The organism is Armatimonadota bacterium (genome assembly GCA_016223145.1).
Lineage (GTDB): Bacteria > Armatimonadota > Fimbriimonadia > Fimbriimonadales > Fimbriimonadaceae > Nitrosymbiomonas.
The window spans coordinates 195,312-211,713 of the sequence record JACRPN010000008.1 but is presented as its reverse complement, the minus strand read 5'-3'; the positions used below and the strand labels follow the sequence as shown (position 1 = coordinate 211,713).

The window sequence follows — 16,402 nt, the reverse complement described above, 5'->3', positions numbered from 1 at the left end:
GATGGATGTTGGAGGCTGAATGTGGGATGTGGCCCGGAGCGGCATTCGACATTCGTAATTCGACATCCGTCATCCGACATCCGCCTCCCGTCCCTGAAATCCTCCAAATACTCATTCACTTCCGGTTTTTCGGTACTTTGGAACTGTGTTATCGATAGTAGCGCTAGAGGCTCGAAGGAATCTGTTCTGCGAACACGTCTCCGACCGCTGCTTGGGCCCGGAAGCGCGGTGGCGAATGTGGAAAATCCAGAATGACTGGGTTGGGCGGCTGGCAATTCTCGACAATATTCGGTCGGCTTTTGTCTACCTTCTCTCGACCATTCCCGATGATTCTCCACTGGTGAGATGCGCCTAAGGAGATGCTGAATCGACTAGGGGCCTTTACTACTTCAAGAGCTCGGATCGCCGTTTCCAGCCCCGAGTAATCATCTTGTACTTCCATCCCAATCGAAGGCAATACGCTTCGGCACTCTCTCGCTTGAGCTTTGTAGTCAGCCAAAACATCAGCGGAAGGCCCTTGGTCTCGTGCAATTCCCGCGAACCATCATTGAAGGTCACTAGGAAGTCCGGGAGATAGCGCCGGGGAAGACCAAAGCATCGGTAAGGGATCGCAATGCCATGGCGCTTTGTCCATTCCTTGACAGCGGGATCTTGATCCAATTCCAGCATATAGTCCCTCTCCAAAAGCGAATCATACGATTCGGTCGAATGAGTTGACCTACGCAGGTTCGAAAGCGTGCCCCGGACGCTCTCCATTGGATTCCTCCCGCGGCGGCTTTGCCAGAATGCTCGCGACAAGGCGCGCATCGTAGAAGTTCGATTTGACTTGGTCGAAAACGTGCCACGTCTGTGCCAGCAGCTTCAGGTCCTCGACCTCCCGCAACCGCTGCCCAAACGTGAACCGTCTTGCGATGTGCTCGTGAATGACCCTAAGTAGAACCTCCTGCCTGGTGTCGGCTTGGCCGTCATAGTTTAGAAGGGCTGTTCGTGCTAGGTCGCGTACTCTCTTGATGAGGCGGCTTCGAAGCTCTGCCAGTTCAGCAGGAACCTCCGACTTGAGGAGGCTGGCGTCTATCTGAGGCATGTCGCTACGATCCAGCGTGTCCATTCCGGAATCAAGATTGCGGGAGAGAATCTGGGCAATTCTCTGATCGATCATCATGCCACGCATGTCGTACTCGAAATCGTCCAGAAACTTCCGCCAATCGGTAATCGGCTCAAAGACCTCTGGCTCGGGAATAGGCGGCAGGCTTGACCAGTCAAATTCCTCAATCTTCTTTGCTTCCTCGGCGTCTAGGTCCAATTCGGTTTGAGGTTTCGGCTTAGGCATGTTTCGTTCGTCGATGACATCCCCAGGATTCAGCGGAGCCTGGTACCGGTCAGCGGCAAGCATGTCCCAAAGCCAGTCGTGCTTGAAGATTGGGTGGTCGATGACGTGGCACTGTTCCCGAATGTCGCGCCGCTTGTTTGCTCGTCGCAGACCACGCCCGATCACCTGCGGGCCATACACCGAATACTTCTGGTTCCCGACTTCCTTATACGAGAACTTGCGGAAAAGCAAAATTGCCGAGATGTTCTTCACGTCCCAGCCTTCGCGCAACATCATGACCGACACGATGGCGTCGTACTTGCAGTTGCGCATGTCCTTGTTGATGGACATAGCCTCTTCCTTGGCTTCATCCTCGGACTCGCTGTGAATCAGTAGCACCTTGATCGGATCACCATTCAGGCTCTGCTCTTCCAGGGCCTTTGTGACGTTTTTGGCGTCTTCGATGTTTAGAGCCACAACAAACAGCAGGGGCTTCCACAGTGGCTTCCCATCTTCACCGTGAGGAACGGTTCGCCGCTGGTGCTTCAGGCATTCCAATGCGATCCCGATTTGTTGACCCATCGGCCCTGGATTCATCGTGTATCGGACAGCAGGAATCTTCCGGGCTTCGATCTCGGCCCAGGGCACTTCGTCGGCGGTGATCTCCTTTTGGGTCTCCCAGTCGTAATAGGTGAAGGTGACCTTCTCGATCTCGGGCTCAAAGACGACGATGCGCTTGATGATGTTGTCGTGCATCGCTTGACGGATGCCGTACTCACAGATCATTTCGCTGTCGGGATGAAGGCCGTCCAGGCGGTCCGGCGTTGCCGTCGTATCAAGTCGGAAAAAGCGCTTCGGCTTGAGCTTGTTGATGAGGTCGTTGTACTGGTCTGCGCGCGTATTATGCGCTTCGTCGTTGTAGATGCAGAGCTGGTCGCAGTTTTCGGCCACCACCCGCCAGTTGTCCTTTCCTTCGTAAAGCTGGTGGATGTTGCCTACAATGATGTTCGCGCTTCGGATGCCAGCTGAATACTCACCGACCTTCATGACGTGAACGGCCAACCTCTTGGGATCGTCCTCGTGCGCCCCGAAGAAGAAGGGAAACCCACGATAAACGAAGTCGCTCGAAGTCGGCTGAAATGCGTCCAAGATACGTTCTCGAACAATCGTGTTGGGCACCAGGATCAGGTGTTGGCGAATGCCGTGGACCTGGGTCATGTAGGCGACAACTCCGCCGATAATCGTGGTCTTTCCGCCACCGGTCACGATGTTGGTCAGCAAATCCTTCCAACCAAGAACCTCGCAAGCATAGATGCATCGCTGGATCGCTTCTTTCTGATGCGGCCAGAGCGGAATGGGGAAGTCATGGTCCAGGTGGCGCATGAAGTCCTCGCCCGCCCCGATGCCCGGATATCCTGATTGGCGCCAATCCGTGAAGTTGCGTTCGTGGGGCGCGAAGGCGTGGTTCAATTAGGCAACCTCGACCTCAAGCGTTCGTATAGCCTCAGCTCCAAAGTTGTCCTGGACCCGGCATGCGACGACCACGGGACCCGGGTTTGCGAACTGGTGCTCGGCAACTAGGATCGCCTCAAACTTCCGCCCTGCGAGTTTGGCTTCCTTTCCTTTGAGTTCGCCGCGGCTCAAAACGTAATCCCGATGCGCGGCAAAGTGGCCGCGCTGGTAGTCGAAGTCCCATTGGCAGTTCACAAGGTAGCCGCCTACGTTAGCGCTATCGGCATCGAGAGCTTCGAACTTGTATTTGCGAGGCCCGAAGACGTGTTCGCAAGCGATCTCCCCGATGATCGGTTCCTTGGTGAATCGAAGCAGAAACTCCGAGTCGTCGGCGTCAGGGTACTTCTGGCGGACCCGCTCACGAAACGACTCGCTGTCGATCAGTAGGAAGTCCAGATCCATGTCGGCCCCACGCGTCTGGACGTTACGCTTCACGTATTCCGAGAGTCGCTTTCGATAGGCCACGAGCTCCGGAGAGGTTCGCCAGCATACATATCTTGGTGCAAGCTTCACATTCTCTTTAAGGTGCTTCAGGCAGGCTTCGAAGAATGCCTGCAGATCACGCGGATCGGGAGCAACATCAGGGTCTGCAGGGCCGATCTTCAGCGGCTCGCGCCCGCTACGCCAGCCTGTGATCGGATTGTCGCTGTTGTCGATCTGCGCGCCTAAGCATTTGAGAACGAATTCGTCGAAAGTCGGTTGGTCTACGGCTTTGAACCGGTCCATTGGGTAGACGCCAACGTAATGCACGCGGATGTCGGGGACCTGTCTGTCCGATGGAAGATCCAAACTAGCTTGAGCCTGACCGGGCGGCCCGAAATTTGAGCAGACTCCCGTCATTTCCTCGCCCACCTTTACCAGACGATTCAGAGTTACAGAAACAGCAATTCGTGAAGAATCGCATACAAGCCACCGTCGACCCAGTCTTTCTGCAACTGCTGCTGTCGAACCTCCGCCAATGAAGAAATCTGCAACTAAGTCGCCTTCGTTCGTACTTGCAGAGATAATTCTATCCATGAGACTTTCTGGCTTTTGGGTAGGGTATCCAATGCGCTCAAGGCTCTGGGCCGCAACTGGGCTGATATCAGTCCAAATGGACTGCAAAGGAACTCCCTCCATTTCGTCAAGGTATCTCTTGTACCCTGGAATTCCCCCATCCTTTTGAGGCCAAAATATTCGGCCAATTGCGTCCAATCGGTCCAGCTCGGCGGGCTCGTTGGACCAATGCCTTCCATTTCTGTTTGGGTCAATTCCTCTCCAAGGCTTTCCCGTTTCACCCCGGCGGGTGCCTGCTGCTGTAATGTCCGAGACCCGAAAGCGTCGGCCCGTGATTGGTTCAACATGACGATAGAAGTCAGAGATGTACTTTTCGTCGTATGCCGTATGAACAATGTTATAGTGTGGCGCACCGGACTTGGAGAAACAAAGGATGACGTCGTGGATGTGATTGATGCCATGCGAGTCACTTCTTGCAGACGTGCGTTGCCAAATAATCTCGTTTTGAAAGTTCTCGTAGCCAAATATCTTGTCCATCTCGGCCTTTATGTAATGACTTGCATGCCAGTCGCAATGGACATAAATCGACCCCGTTGCTTTTAGGATTCGCCTCATCTCCCAAAGCCGAGCGTTTAGCCACACAAGGTAGGTCGGCATGCCACCTTCCCATATATCGCTAAACGTGCGGACCTCATTCGTATCGCCCCAAATGACGTTGTAATCGGCACCCGAAAAGAAAGGCGGGTCAATGTAGATCAGGTCAATCGAGTTCGAGGGCAAGGTCCTTAGGACCTGGAGGTTGTCGCCATAGTACAGCCGGTTCGGCTCAAGCTCCGGGCTCCCAAACTGCACCCAATCCCCATTCAGATTCGGCGCAAGGTGAGGCAATCGGATGAACGGAAACACTTCGTCGAACCCCTTTCCAGGCGTGAACCCAAGTGGCGGGTTCGTCGGGTCGGGAAGGTTGTGAAGCTTGGAGCTGATCCGCTTGGCAACCCGAAACACGCGCTCCTGCTCGGGCAGCGCCTGCCGCTCCGACTCAGCCTGAATTCGCTCGAGGTCTGCAACGTCCGCCAATGTAGTAGGGGTCTCTTCGGGCATGGTCCTTGTAATATGGACATTCTACGCGGACGGAGAGACTCCTTTGTACCGGTAGAACTTTTTTGCGATTCTCGCTAGTTCACCCGCACAAATGGTGAGCTGAAACGTCAAACAGATTGAGGCTTCTGCCAAAGGTCGATTGGCAAGACGTAAGTCGGGGGAGGTCTCACAAACTTAAGAGGAGGTAGCCCACGATGGCAAGTTGTAAGAAGACTTCGAGCAAGGCGGCTTCGGAAGCAAGCAAGGTGCTCTCAACCAGCACCAGCAAAGCTGCGAAGACGGCTGCGGGCTCGGCGCTGAGCCAGCGTCAGCCAAAGCGCAAATGAGACTGACACGGCGCGGTAAGCGCGGTGTCCATATCGAGCCTCCGGACCTCCTTTGGACCGGAGGCATTGTGTTTTTTGGGGTGCGGCTTCAGCCACTCTGAACGCAGGCTGAAGAACTGCGGCTACGCCCGGAACGGAACCGCCACCCCCTAACCCTCCCGACACGTCGGGGCTCGGAAGCTTCCTCATTTCCGCTCGGCAGAAACAAGGAGGGGGAACTGAGTGGCACAGGCTGGAAGCCTGTGCGCCGGGGTGCAGACAGGGATGTCTGCGCTCCATTTCCAGAGTCTCCACCCCCTAACCCTCCCGTGAGGCGCGGGATCTTCTCCCTCCTCAGTTTCGACTGCGTAAAAACCACGGAGGGGGACCGGAAGTTACTTCGAGCCGACTCTTTCCTTTTTCTTGGGTGGGGGGGTGTCTTCTTTCTTGTGGAAGACCACCTGACCGCCGGGGACGTCGGAGGTCGGGTCCAGGTCGGCGATGATCACATCGCCCTCTCCGAACCGGCCGTAGAGCAACTCCTCGCTGAGCGGGTCCTCGATATACCTTTGGACCGCCCTTCGCAGCGGGCGAGCGCCCAGGTTCGGGTCGTAGCCCTTGTCCACCAGCATGTCCTTCACCTTGTCGCTGAGCTCCACCGTGATGCCGAGGCCCTTGGCGGAGTCGTTCACGCGCTTCAGATAGAGGTCCGCGATCCGCAGGATCTCTTCTCTCATCAGGTGGTGGAACACGATCACTTCGTCCACGCGGTTGAGGAACTCGGGACGGAAGAGCTTCTTCATCTCGTCCATCATCTTGTTCTTCATGTTCTCGTAGACGCGCGGGTCGTTGATGTCCTGCTTGGTGTCCCTGAAGCCGAGGCCCTTTTCCAGCTCGATCGGCTTGACGCCGACGTTGCTGGTCATGATGACCAGGGTGTTCCTGAAGTCGACCGTGCGGCCCTGGCTATCGGTGAGTTGGCCGTCCTCCATGATCTGGAGGAGGATATTGAAGACGTCCGGGTGGGCCTTCTCGATTTCGTCGAGGAGCACCACGCAATAGGGGTTTCGGCGCACCTGCTCGGTGAGCTGGCCGCCCTCGTCGTAGCCGACGTATCCCGGAGGGGCTCCAACGAGCCGGCTGACGGTGAACTTCTCCATGTACTCCGACATGTCGATGCGCACCATGTTGGTTTCTTTCTCGTACAGGTACGCAGCGAGAGCCTTGGCAAGTTCGGTCTTGCCGACGCCGGTCGGTCCAAGGAACACGAACGTGCCCATGGGACGCTTCGGGTCCTTCAAGCCGCTGCGGCTTCTGCGGATCGCCCGGCTGACGGCGGCGACGGCCTCGTGCTGTCCGATGATTCGGTTGTGCAGGTCGTCCTCCATCTTGAGCAGCTTCTGCGATTCGGCTTCGACCAGTCGGGTGACGGGGATGCCGGTCCAGCTCTGGACGATCTGGGCGATTTCGTGCTCGTTGACGATCGGCTCGGGCTTCTCTTCAGCTTCCCAGGCCTCTTCGCGCTCGGCCAGGCTGTTGCCCAGCTCGTCGATCTCGGTTTCAAATTTCGTGGCTTCCGCTGAGTCGTGCGGGCGCTTGGTCAGGTGCTCCAGTTCCTCTTTGAGCTTGTTCAGCTTGGAGCGGTCCTGGCGGATGGCCAGCGGCGGCAGGCTCTTTTGGAGCCTCACCCTCGAGGCGGCTTCGTCGATCAGGTCGATGGCCTTATCGGGCAAGGATCGATCGGTGATATAGCGGTTGGAGAGCTGGACCGAGGCGAGGATGGCGTCGTCGGTAATCTCAACGCCGTGGTGCGCTTCATAGCGCTCGCGGAGTCCCTTCAAAATGTCGACGGCCTCGTCTTCGTTGGGCTCTTTGACCTTGACGGCCTGGAACCGTCGCTCCAAAGCGGCGTCGCGCTCGATGTACTTTCGGAATTCGTCTTGCGTGGTCGCGCCGATGCACTGCAGTTCGCCGCGCGCCAGTGCGGGCTTCATGATGTTGCTGGCGTCGATGGCGCCTTCTGCGGCGCCCGCGCCGACAAGGGTGTGAAGCTCATCGACGAAGAGGATCACTTGGCCCTCGGCCTTGCGAACCTCTTCCATGACCTTCTTCATGCGCTCTTCGAATTCACCACGGTACTTGGTGCCTGCGACGAGGCCCGCCAGGTCCAGCGCAACGATTCTCTTGTCGCGAAGGAGTTCGGGGATGTCGCCGCTGACGATGCGCAGCGCGAGGCCCTCGGCGATGGCGGTCTTTCCAACGCCCGGGTCGCCGATAAGGCAGGGGTTGTTCTTTGTGCGGCGGCAGAGGATCTGCATCACGCGCTCGATCTCGCTGATTCGCCCGACCACGGGGTCGCGCTTGCCCTCGCGGGCGAGGTCGGTCAGGTCGCGGCCGAACTCGTCCAGGGTGGGGGTTTTGGTTGAAGTTGTCTGGGAGGCGCGTCCCGAGCTGATCTTGGTCTGGGTCTCCGTATCTTGGAGCGCCATGACCTCTTTCCTTGCCCGTTCAAGCTCGACGCCGAGTTTGTTGAGAACCCGTCCGGCGAGCCCATCGCCTTCCCGGATGAGGCCGAGAAGCAGATGCTCGGTTCCGATGTAGTTATTGTTCAGATTCCGAGCTTCGTCATAAGCCAGATCAATCACTCTCTTGGCACGCGGGGTCAGCGTCATGTCCTGGTTGGCCCTGGACTCTCCCCTCGGGAGCTGCTTTTCGACTTCCGCGCGGATCCGGCTCAAGCTGACGCCGAGCTTCTCCAGCACACGTGCGGCAACGCTGTCTGCCTCGCGCACGAGTCCGAGCAGCAGGTGCTCGGTCGAGACATAGCCTTCACCGAACTTCTGCGCCTCTTCTTGCGCGTAAAAAACGACCTTTCGTGCCCGTTCCGTAAACCGTTGCCACATAGCTTTCTGAAACCGTCCTTGATGAGGTTCCGACGCCTTTGTGACGTCCGAAATCCCACTTCTGTTCTACGATGACTAGGCCTTCGTCAACTCGGTCGATCGGGATTTGGGCTCATAACCCCTTCCCAGAATGCTTCCTTGTGCTCGGTCGGCCCACTCCTTGGCGTGTCCCAGTACAAAACCCAGAGTACCAGAACGACCCTTTAGGAGAATTGTCGGACGTGAGGCGGCGGGAGTTAGGGGTACGGTACCAGGAAGTCTGCCGGGTCTGGAGGCGCTTTGTCCCCTCATCTCTTCATCTCTTCATCCCTTCATCTCCTCACTTCCCCGAGTCTCCCACCCCAACCCCTCCCTTCCCGACAAGCCGGGACTCAGAAGCACTTGCGAACCAAGACGAGGGAGGGGCTCGGACGGCCTCCGTCCCTCCGTCCCTCCGTCCCTCTGACCTTCCTTACCCGAGACAGGACTCACGCCATTGCCCGTCGAAAAGAGGCACCGATGCTCGCTGCGGTGCTCCTTTCTCTCGTCATGCCAACGAACCCGATCGAACAAGCAGTTCACGCGCTCCCTATGCTGCCCGCCAGCCCCGCCAAAGGGGACTGGCTGGTCAAGACGACTGGCGCCGAAGCGGGGGTTTATCGGACCGGGAAGCCGAACGAGATCGTGCTCTCGAACGGACTGGTTGCCCGCAGATTCCGCTTGTCTCCAAATGCGGCGACGGTGGGTCTCGACAACCTGGTGACCGGCGAATCGCTTCTGCGCGCGGTTTCGCCGGAAGCCCTATTGGCGCTGAACGGCAAGGAGTTCGCTGTTGGTGGGCTCTTGGGGCAGCCCAATCTGGCGTTCCTCAAGCCCGCCTGGCTGGACACGATGAAGGCGGACCCGAACGCGTTCCGCTTCATTGGGTTCACGGTGGGCAAGACGGAGAAGCGGTTCGACTGGAAACGCGTCCGCCATGCGGCCAATCTCCCGTGGCCTGCGCCGGGAGCGTCGCTTACGCTGCATTTCGCCGCGCCGAGCACTGTTGGCGAGCGGGTCATCGCCGATGTTCGCTATGAGCTTTACGACGGCATTCCACTGCTCGCAAAGCAGGTCAGCCTGAGCAACGGCTCGGCCAAACCGATTCGCGTCGACAAGTTTTCCGCAGAGAAGCTGCGGGTGGTTGAGGCGGAATCGACAGTGGACGAGGCCTCGGGGTGGCGCCCATCGCACCTATTCGCGACCACCGACTATACCTTCGCGGGCATGGCGCTCAGCGCCTCGAATCAGGCGGCCAGGTGGGTTTCCGACCCCGAGTATCGAACCCAGGTCAACTACAACCTGAAGACGCCCTGCGTGCTCGATTGCTCCTCGCCGGTTGGCCCCGAAATCGACGTGGCCCCGGGCGACACCTTCAGCACGTTCAGGGTGTTCGAACTGGTCCACGACGACTCCGACCGCGAGCGCCAGGGGCTCGCAGTCCGAAGGATGTTCCGCACACTGGCACCCTGGTGCACCGAGAACCCGATCATGCTGCACCTGACCAGCACCGACCCCAAGGTCGTGCTCACCGCGATCGACCAGGCGGCGTCCTGCGGGTTCGAGATGGTGATCATCAGCTTCTGGTCGGGGCTGGATATGGAGGACCAGTCCGAAGCGAACTTCGCCAAGTTCAAGGGATTTCGGGACTATGCCAAGGCAAAGGGGCTTGAGCTGGGCGGCTATTCCCTGCTCGCCAGCCGAAGCGTGAGCCCGGAGGTCGATGTCATCAGCCCCAAGACCGGCAAGCCGGGAGACGCGGTGTTTGGCAGTTCGCCTTGCCTTTGCTCGGATTGGGGAGCAGAGTACTTCCGGAAGATCGCGAACTTCTTTGAGCGCACCGGCTTCGACCTGCTGGAGCACGACGGCAGCTACCCTGGCGACGTCTGCGCCAGCACCAAGCACTCTGGGCATGCGGGTCTCGGAGACTCCCAGTGGAAGCAATTCCAGAAGATCACGGACCTCTATCACGCCTTTCGCGCGAAAGGGATCTACTTGAACGTTCCCGACAACTACTTCCTGCAGGGCTCGAACAAGACCGGCATGGGCTACCGCGAGTCGAACTGGTCGCTCCCGAGGGAGCAGCAGCACATTCATGCCCGCCAGAACCTCTTCGACGGCACCTGGGAAAAGACCCCCACGATGGGCTGGATGATGACGCCGCTCGTGGAGTACCAGGGCGGCGGCAAGGAGGCGACCATTGAGCCCCTCAAGGACCACCTGATGGACTACGAGCAGCACCTGGCGAACAACTTCGGCTACGGAGCACAGAGTTGCTACCGAGGCCCACGGCTCTACGACGCGCCGCAGACGATGGCCGTGGTCCAGAAATGGGTGAACTGGTTCAAGACGTACCGAGACATTCTTGAATCGGACGTCATCCACGTCAAACGCGCCGATGGGGTGACCCTGGATGTGGCACTGCATGTGAATCCGTCGCTGCCCATCAAGGGCCTCGCAATGGTCTACAACCCTTCGGGCCAACCGCTTGAGCAGGAGATCGTGCTTCCGCTCTACTACACGGGCATCACGCGCTCGGCGAGGGTGGCGGAAGGGTCGTTTGTCAAGACACAAAAGCACGCAAACGATCCGAAAGAGGTGAGCCGAGGGAGTTTCACGGTGGATAGAGACTTCCGGATTCGATTAAAGGTCAAGGTCGAGCCCTACGGCCGGGCTTGGCTTGTGATTCGTTAGGGCACGCTCCCCCTCACCCCCGTTCAGTGCGTTCACGGCCTCTCTCCCACGAGGGGAGAGGGACCTCCATGTGTGTGGCGCCGAAGCACCCTCACCCGGTTCACTGCGTTCACCGACCTCTCCCTTAAGGGCGAGGTGTATTCATCCCCCATATGCCCGCACCTCAACCATGTGCACGCTGGTGTTCGCCGTGTTGTGGAGCATGTTGACCCGGATGTATCGGGCTCGAATGGGTGTGAACGTATGCCTGTGCCCCTTCTCGGTCTCGACTTCGTTTGCCTTGGATCGATCGGCCACCAAGGTCCACGCCGATTTGTTGGCCGAGACCTCTACCGTGTACTGATAGGCCCTTGCGCCGTCCCAAAAAGGAAAGACATCGATTCGGTTCAAATCGTGCTCGGCTTCCAGGTCGATCTGGACCCACTGCGGCGCAGGCGGGCCCCACCAAGCTTTCTCTCGTTGAACCAGGCCGTCCACGACGTACTCCGGCTTGAACTCCGCTTCCGTTCCTGAGGCAGTGACCGGTTTGCCGAAGGTGAGTGACTTATCGAAGTCCACATAAGCGAAACTCATCGCGCTTGCGTGGCCGATCTGGCGGCCCGAAGCGTCAAAGGGCGCCGCCGTGACGGTCGCGCTCGCGGAGAGCTTGAGCGACCTCATGAACCCAAGGGAGGTTGAAGTCGGCGCGGAACCGTCCAACGTGTAGCGGATGATCGCTCCTGGAATCGAGCTGGCGAGCTTAACCTCAAGTTCTCCGGCGAAAATCGGCGGCAGCTTGCCCGATTCCAGAGTCTCGGCCATCGTCGTGTGGACCTCGCTGCCCTTTGCGCCGGGCTCGCCGAGCAGCCCGCGTGCCTCGATTGTCACGGGTTTGATGATTTTGGCGAGCCTCGCTTCGAGGAAGCGCTTCCGAATGACGAACTCGGGCTCCTCGAAGCGGTTGTCCGGTCCCCACGTTCGCTCTTGTCGTTCGGGGATTCTGGGGATGTAGGTCTCGATGAGGGCGCCAGCGCTCATCTCCCACAACGGCACCATTGCGCCCAGAACTCGGTCCTGCCGCGTGAGTTTGCTGCCGTTGCACTCGTACATGCTCCACTCGGGGAACGGAACGCCAAGGTCCCAAGGGACCGTGATTGTGGTGTACCCCTGCTTCTGAAGGGATTCGGCGGTCCTGGCGCTGCCCACCCAGGTCATCACCGCCAGTTGGTCCTTCATGCCGTCGTCGAGCGCCACCCCTTCCCAGGCCAAGGGCACTTTGCCGTGCTTGCGGACGATCTCGATCATCCGGTTGACGTGCTGCTTGAAGAGTTCGTGAACGCCAGACATCCCGTGGGCCTTCATGTAGGCTTGGGTGGCGGGCTGGGCTTCGAGCACGTGCCAGATCGTCTCGTCGCAGCCAATATGGAAGTACGGCGAACTCTTGAAGACGTCGCACATCTCGCCGACCAGAGTGTCGAGCGCAGGATAGATCGCGTCGTTGGCGATGTTCAGGACGGCCAGGTGGGCTTCCTGTCTCCCTCCCCCTGCCCCTCCCTTCCCGATAGCTCGGGACTCGGAAGCATTTTCGCTTCGCGAAGACAAGGGAGGGGAGACGTCGTCAAAGACCTCCGGCATCGCCAGCCGCATCGCGCCGCTGTGGCCGGGGGTCTCGAATTCCGGAACCAAGGTCACCCCACGGGCATCGGCATAGGCCACGAGTTCCTTCAACGCCTTCAGGTCGTAGACCTTCGGCGCCAGACCACCGTGTGCGCCGGTGTTGCGCGAGCCGAGCTTCGGAAAGGCTGTGCTGGGAAAGGTCCAGCCGTGATCGTCGCTCAGGTGAAGCTGCATATAACGGGCTTTGTAGAATCTGCAGGCATCCACGCACTGCTTAAGTGTGGCGATCGGGATTTCCTGCCGGCCCACGTCCACCATGACCGTGGTGTAGTCCGCTTCGGGCCAGTCGTCGATGGCGACCTTCGGGATTTCGGGGCCCTTCTTGGTGGCTCGAAGGAGCTGAAGCACCGTCGCCGTTCCCTCGGCGACAGCGCGATAGTTAAAACCAGACACCACGACTCGATCTGTAACTGCAATGTGATGGGCGCCGTCCGTGGTCGTCGTGAAGCGCTTGTCGCGCACCGTCCTTATCGGGCGTCCCGCCTTCAGGGCTGGGTCGAGGGTGAGCACGATGTCGCCAGTTGACGGCCTTCCGGAAGACACACGGCAGCGAACGCCTTGCGTCAGATAGACCTCGTCCGCCAGGATCTTCGCGAGTGGCATCAATTTTGGGGTTGCCGCCACGATTCGCGTTGTGCTCGAGAGTTCCAGGAAGCCGCCTTTCGACCGTATTGACTTGGGTGTGGGGATGAGGGTCCAGTCTGGGGCCGCCCCGCAGGACCAAGGAGTAAGGAGCAACGCTGCCACAAAGCTGACCATCGTTTAGAGCGTACCCACCGATCCGCAAGGAGGAATCCATGACAATGTCGAACAAAGCGACCGCCTTCTGCACTCTAAGAAGAGCCGGAACCCATGGACACCGTAAACGAAATTCTGATCAAGGCCTACGCCGGACTGCTCACGGTCGCCCTGCCCCTTGCCATCGCCGCAATTTCTGGTTCGATTGTGGTGTTCGTGCTGGCCTGGCAGCTCAAACAGAGCCGCCAGAAGCTCCGCGACCTGCGGCTGGCGCTCGAACAGCGCGCAACGCCTGATGTGCTTATGCAAGGCCTCAAGATGTATCCGGATGTGCGGCAGCTCGCGGAACGGCTCCAAGGGTCCGAACTGGTGAAGCGCGCCAATGTAGATGAAGGGAACCGAGTCAGGCGGATCGAGACGCTGATGGGCTTTTGCCGCACGTTGCTCGGTATCGGGGTGCTTCTTGCGGTCGTGGTTGTCTTGGGAAGGTATTTCCCGCCTGGCAAATAGTTCGCGTCTGGCGGAGCCGAAACGGCCCGTTCATCCGCGGGACCGTGGATCAAAGGTGGCCGCCCCTTTAGGGCTTGTCCAATCTCGACGGATACTCCACCGGGGCTGCGCCCTTCGAGGAGACGCGTCGGCCCGTTGGGCCTGAGTTGAGCCCTCTCCATCGCATGTCGCACACTATGTCGCGCCGCCCGTCCCCCTCACCCTGTTGGGTTGGCTCACAGCCTGTCCCCCGTGGGGAGAGACGGAATGCCATGCCCCTCACTCTTCGCTCATCGCCCTTCGCCCATCCCCCTTTCGCTAGGCTCCCCCTCGCCTGAATTGCGGGTTCCGGGCTATCATATCGGCAAGCACCCCTCGGTGTTTCGAGAGACTCACGATGAAGCGATCTTTCCTCAGCCTTTTGGCCGCTGTGGTGGCGGTTTCGATGATCGGATGCAGTGGCGGAGCCGACTCCGGCGGGCCCGGCGGCGATGGCCAGTCCGCCAGCGGCGAGATTGAGGTCGCGGCGTTCAAGGGCGGCTACGGCATCGACTTCTATGAGGCCCGCGCCAAGGAGTACGAGAAGCTGAAGCCCGGCGTCAAAACCAACGTCTGGGGCAACCCGCGCGTCTGGGACCAGCTCCGGCCCCGCTTCATCGGCGGAAATCCGCCCGACCTGGCCTTTCCAGGTTGGGACATGGACCATTGGGCGCTCGCCGAAGAGGGCCAGCTACGGGACCTCGGACCCGCGCTCGACGGCAAGGCTTGGGAGGGTGAAGGCACTTGGCGCGACACCTTCAATCCCGCCATCCTCAAGCTCGGCCAACTGGAAGGCAAGCAGTACGTGCTGCCTTATTACGTGATGTGCTACGGCTGGTGGTACGACAAAGCCGTCTTTGACAAAAACGGCTGGACGCCCCCGAAGACTTGGGCCGAGCTGCTCGCGCTCTGCGAAAAGATCAAGGCTGCAGGGCTCGCGCCGATCACCTTCCAGGGCAAATACCCCTATTACATGGCCAACGGCATGCTGCTCCCCTGGGCGGCCAGCGTTGGAGGCATGGAGGCCGTGGACGCGGCCCAGAACCTGGAGCCCGGCGCCTGGAAATCCCCTGCGATGCTCCAGGCCGCCATGATGATCGACGAACTGAACAAGAAGGGCTACCTTCAGAAGGGCGCGGTCTCGATGAGCCACACGGAGTCTCAGCAGGAGTTTGTACAGGGCCGCGCGGCGATGGTTACCTGCGGCACGTGGCTGGAGTCTGAGATGAAGAACGTTATGCCGAAAAGCGTGCAGCTTCGGTTCTTCCTGCCGCCGTACGTCGAGGGCGGGAAGGGCGATCCGACCGCGCTCATCATCGGCATTGAACCCTGGATGGTGCCGACCGATGCCAAGAACCCTGAAGCGGCGATCGACCTCTTTAAGTACATGACCAGCCTGACCAACGCCAAAAAGTTCGTGACCGAAAAGGGCACGTTGATGGCCATCAAGGGTTCTGAAGACGCCGAAATGCCAGAGACGCTTCGCGGCGCGGCCGACGCGCTGAAAGCCAGCACCGCCGTTTGGGCCGTTCAGTACAAGGACTGGTACAAGGCGTTTCAGAAGGAAACCGAGGACGCGCTCACCGCTATGCTGACCGGCAAACTCACGCCGCAGGGCTTTTGCGACCGGGTCGAAGCCGCCGCCGAGAAAACGCGCGCCGACGATAGCATCAAGAAGCACAAGTTGGCGAAGTGAGCGGCGCTAAGGCGTTAGGCGTTAGGGGTTTAAGGCACTAGAGCGCTAGGGCCGTCTCCACCCCTCCCGACTACGTTTCCCTCACTACGCTCGGCGGGATCTGCGACAACCCCCTCCTTCCCGACAAGCCGGGACTCGGAAGCACTTACGAACCAAAACGAGGAGGGGGCTTTTTCTGCCACGCCCTTCGCCCTTCGCTTTTCGGCCGGGCTATTGCTTGTCTCCCACGATCTTCAGCACCGGGCGTGAGCCTTTTGGGCCCTCTTTCGTGTAAACCCGATAGATCGCGCCTTGTCCTACCTCAGAGGGGTCGAGCCTCGACGTCAGCGCAAAGAGAAGGTAAGGCCTATCCGCCCCCATGGCCCTCTTAAATCCCTGCTGGAAAAGCTCCTTGGCCTGCATCAAGTTGACTGAAAGCGGCACCGGCTTGTCCGCCTCCCACTTCTCCGGGAAACTCGAGCCGAGCACGGACTCCTTCTTGTTGTCCGGAAAGACCTTCGTCACCATGCTGTGGCTCCACTTCTTCTCGTCTAGGTCGCCGTCCATCAAGCGAACTTCGAGCGGCGCGGCCTTGGCCTGATCCGGCGTGAAGCCGGGGTTGTCGCGCAAGGCGATGCTCAGCGTGGCCTCGGTGACTTTTAGGCTCTTGGGAAGGCCGGAGAGGTCGAACTTCAGGTAGCCATAGGAGAAATCGTCCGCGGGCTCGCCCTTGTTCGCGGCCGCCAAACCACTGACGCCCCAGATGCGCATGAGCGGATCGGTTCCAGGCTCCCCAGCGTGAGGATAAACCCACACGTCGTCGGAGGGATCGAGCAGATAAGTATCGGCGGCAAGCGACGGTGTCGCGGTGGCGAAGGCGAGGGTAAGGGCAACGGTAATCATCTTGAGTTCCTGATCTGTTCTACGGTGGGAGGGTACCTGCGTGTGGCCCTGGGCGTCTCCTGCC

8 protein-coding genes are annotated in these 16,402 nt (G+C 59.4%); 3 read left to right on the top strand and 5 right to left on the bottom strand.

Translation table 11 applies throughout. The features are described 5' to 3' along the window. Nucleotides 1-718: 718 nt before the first annotated feature. The 3 genes from HZC36_06120 to HZC36_06110 form a co-directional block, all read right to left on the bottom strand. On the bottom strand, nt 719-2,779 hold the full coding sequence (locus HZC36_06120; protein MBI5706549.1) for a DEAD/DEAH box helicase family protein: 2,061 nt from the start codon (nt 2,777-2,779) through the stop codon (nt 719-721). After that, on the bottom strand, nt 2,780-4,918 hold the full coding sequence (locus tag HZC36_06115) for a site-specific DNA-methyltransferase (protein ID MBI5706548.1): 2,139 nt from the start codon (nt 4,916-4,918) through the stop codon (nt 2,780-2,782). It lies immediately after the preceding gene. Between the two features lie 700 nt (nt 4,919-5,618). Continuing rightward, entirely contained in the window at nt 5,619-8,126 is a 2,508-nt protein-coding gene (locus tag HZC36_06110; GenBank protein ID MBI5706547.1) for an ATP-dependent Clp protease ATP-binding subunit, read from the bottom strand. 498 nt (nt 8,127-8,624) lie between these two features. On the opposite strand from HZC36_06110, the gene HZC36_06105 reads away from it, so the two are divergent. Next, nucleotides 8,625-10,838 carry an alpha-galactosidase gene (locus HZC36_06105; GenBank protein MBI5706546.1) on the top strand — a complete coding sequence of 738 codons (2,214 nt, stop codon included), beginning with the start codon at nt 8,625-8,627 and terminating at the stop codon, nt 10,836-10,838. Between the two features lie 141 nt (nt 10,839-10,979). Here HZC36_06105 and HZC36_06100 read toward each other — a convergent pair whose 3' ends face one another. Next, a complete protein-coding gene (locus tag HZC36_06100; GenBank protein MBI5706545.1) occupies nt 10,980-13,253 on the bottom strand; it encodes a family 20 glycosylhydrolase in 2,274 nt (757 codons plus the stop codon). 93 nt (nt 13,254-13,346) lie between these two features. Between HZC36_06100 and HZC36_06095 the strand changes: the two genes are divergently transcribed. Together HZC36_06095 and HZC36_06090 are read left to right on the top strand one after the other, a co-directional pair. Beyond that, complete coding sequence (locus HZC36_06095; GenBank protein MBI5706544.1) at nt 13,347-13,742, top strand: hypothetical protein; 396 nt, start codon at nt 13,347-13,349, stop codon at nt 13,740-13,742. Nucleotides 13,743-14,118: 376 nt separating this feature from the next. Next, on the top strand, nt 14,119-15,456 hold the full coding sequence (locus HZC36_06090; protein ID MBI5706543.1) for an extracellular solute-binding protein: 1,338 nt from the start codon (nt 14,119-14,121) through the stop codon (nt 15,454-15,456). 210 nt (nt 15,457-15,666) lie between these two features. On the opposite strand, the gene HZC36_06085 is transcribed toward HZC36_06090, so the two are convergent. Continuing rightward, the gene (locus tag HZC36_06085) at nt 15,667-16,338 is read right to left on the bottom strand and encodes a hypothetical protein (protein MBI5706542.1); all 672 of its coding nucleotides are present in this window, start codon (nt 16,336-16,338) and stop codon (nt 15,667-15,669) included. Nucleotides 16,339-16,402: the final 64 nt, after the last annotated feature.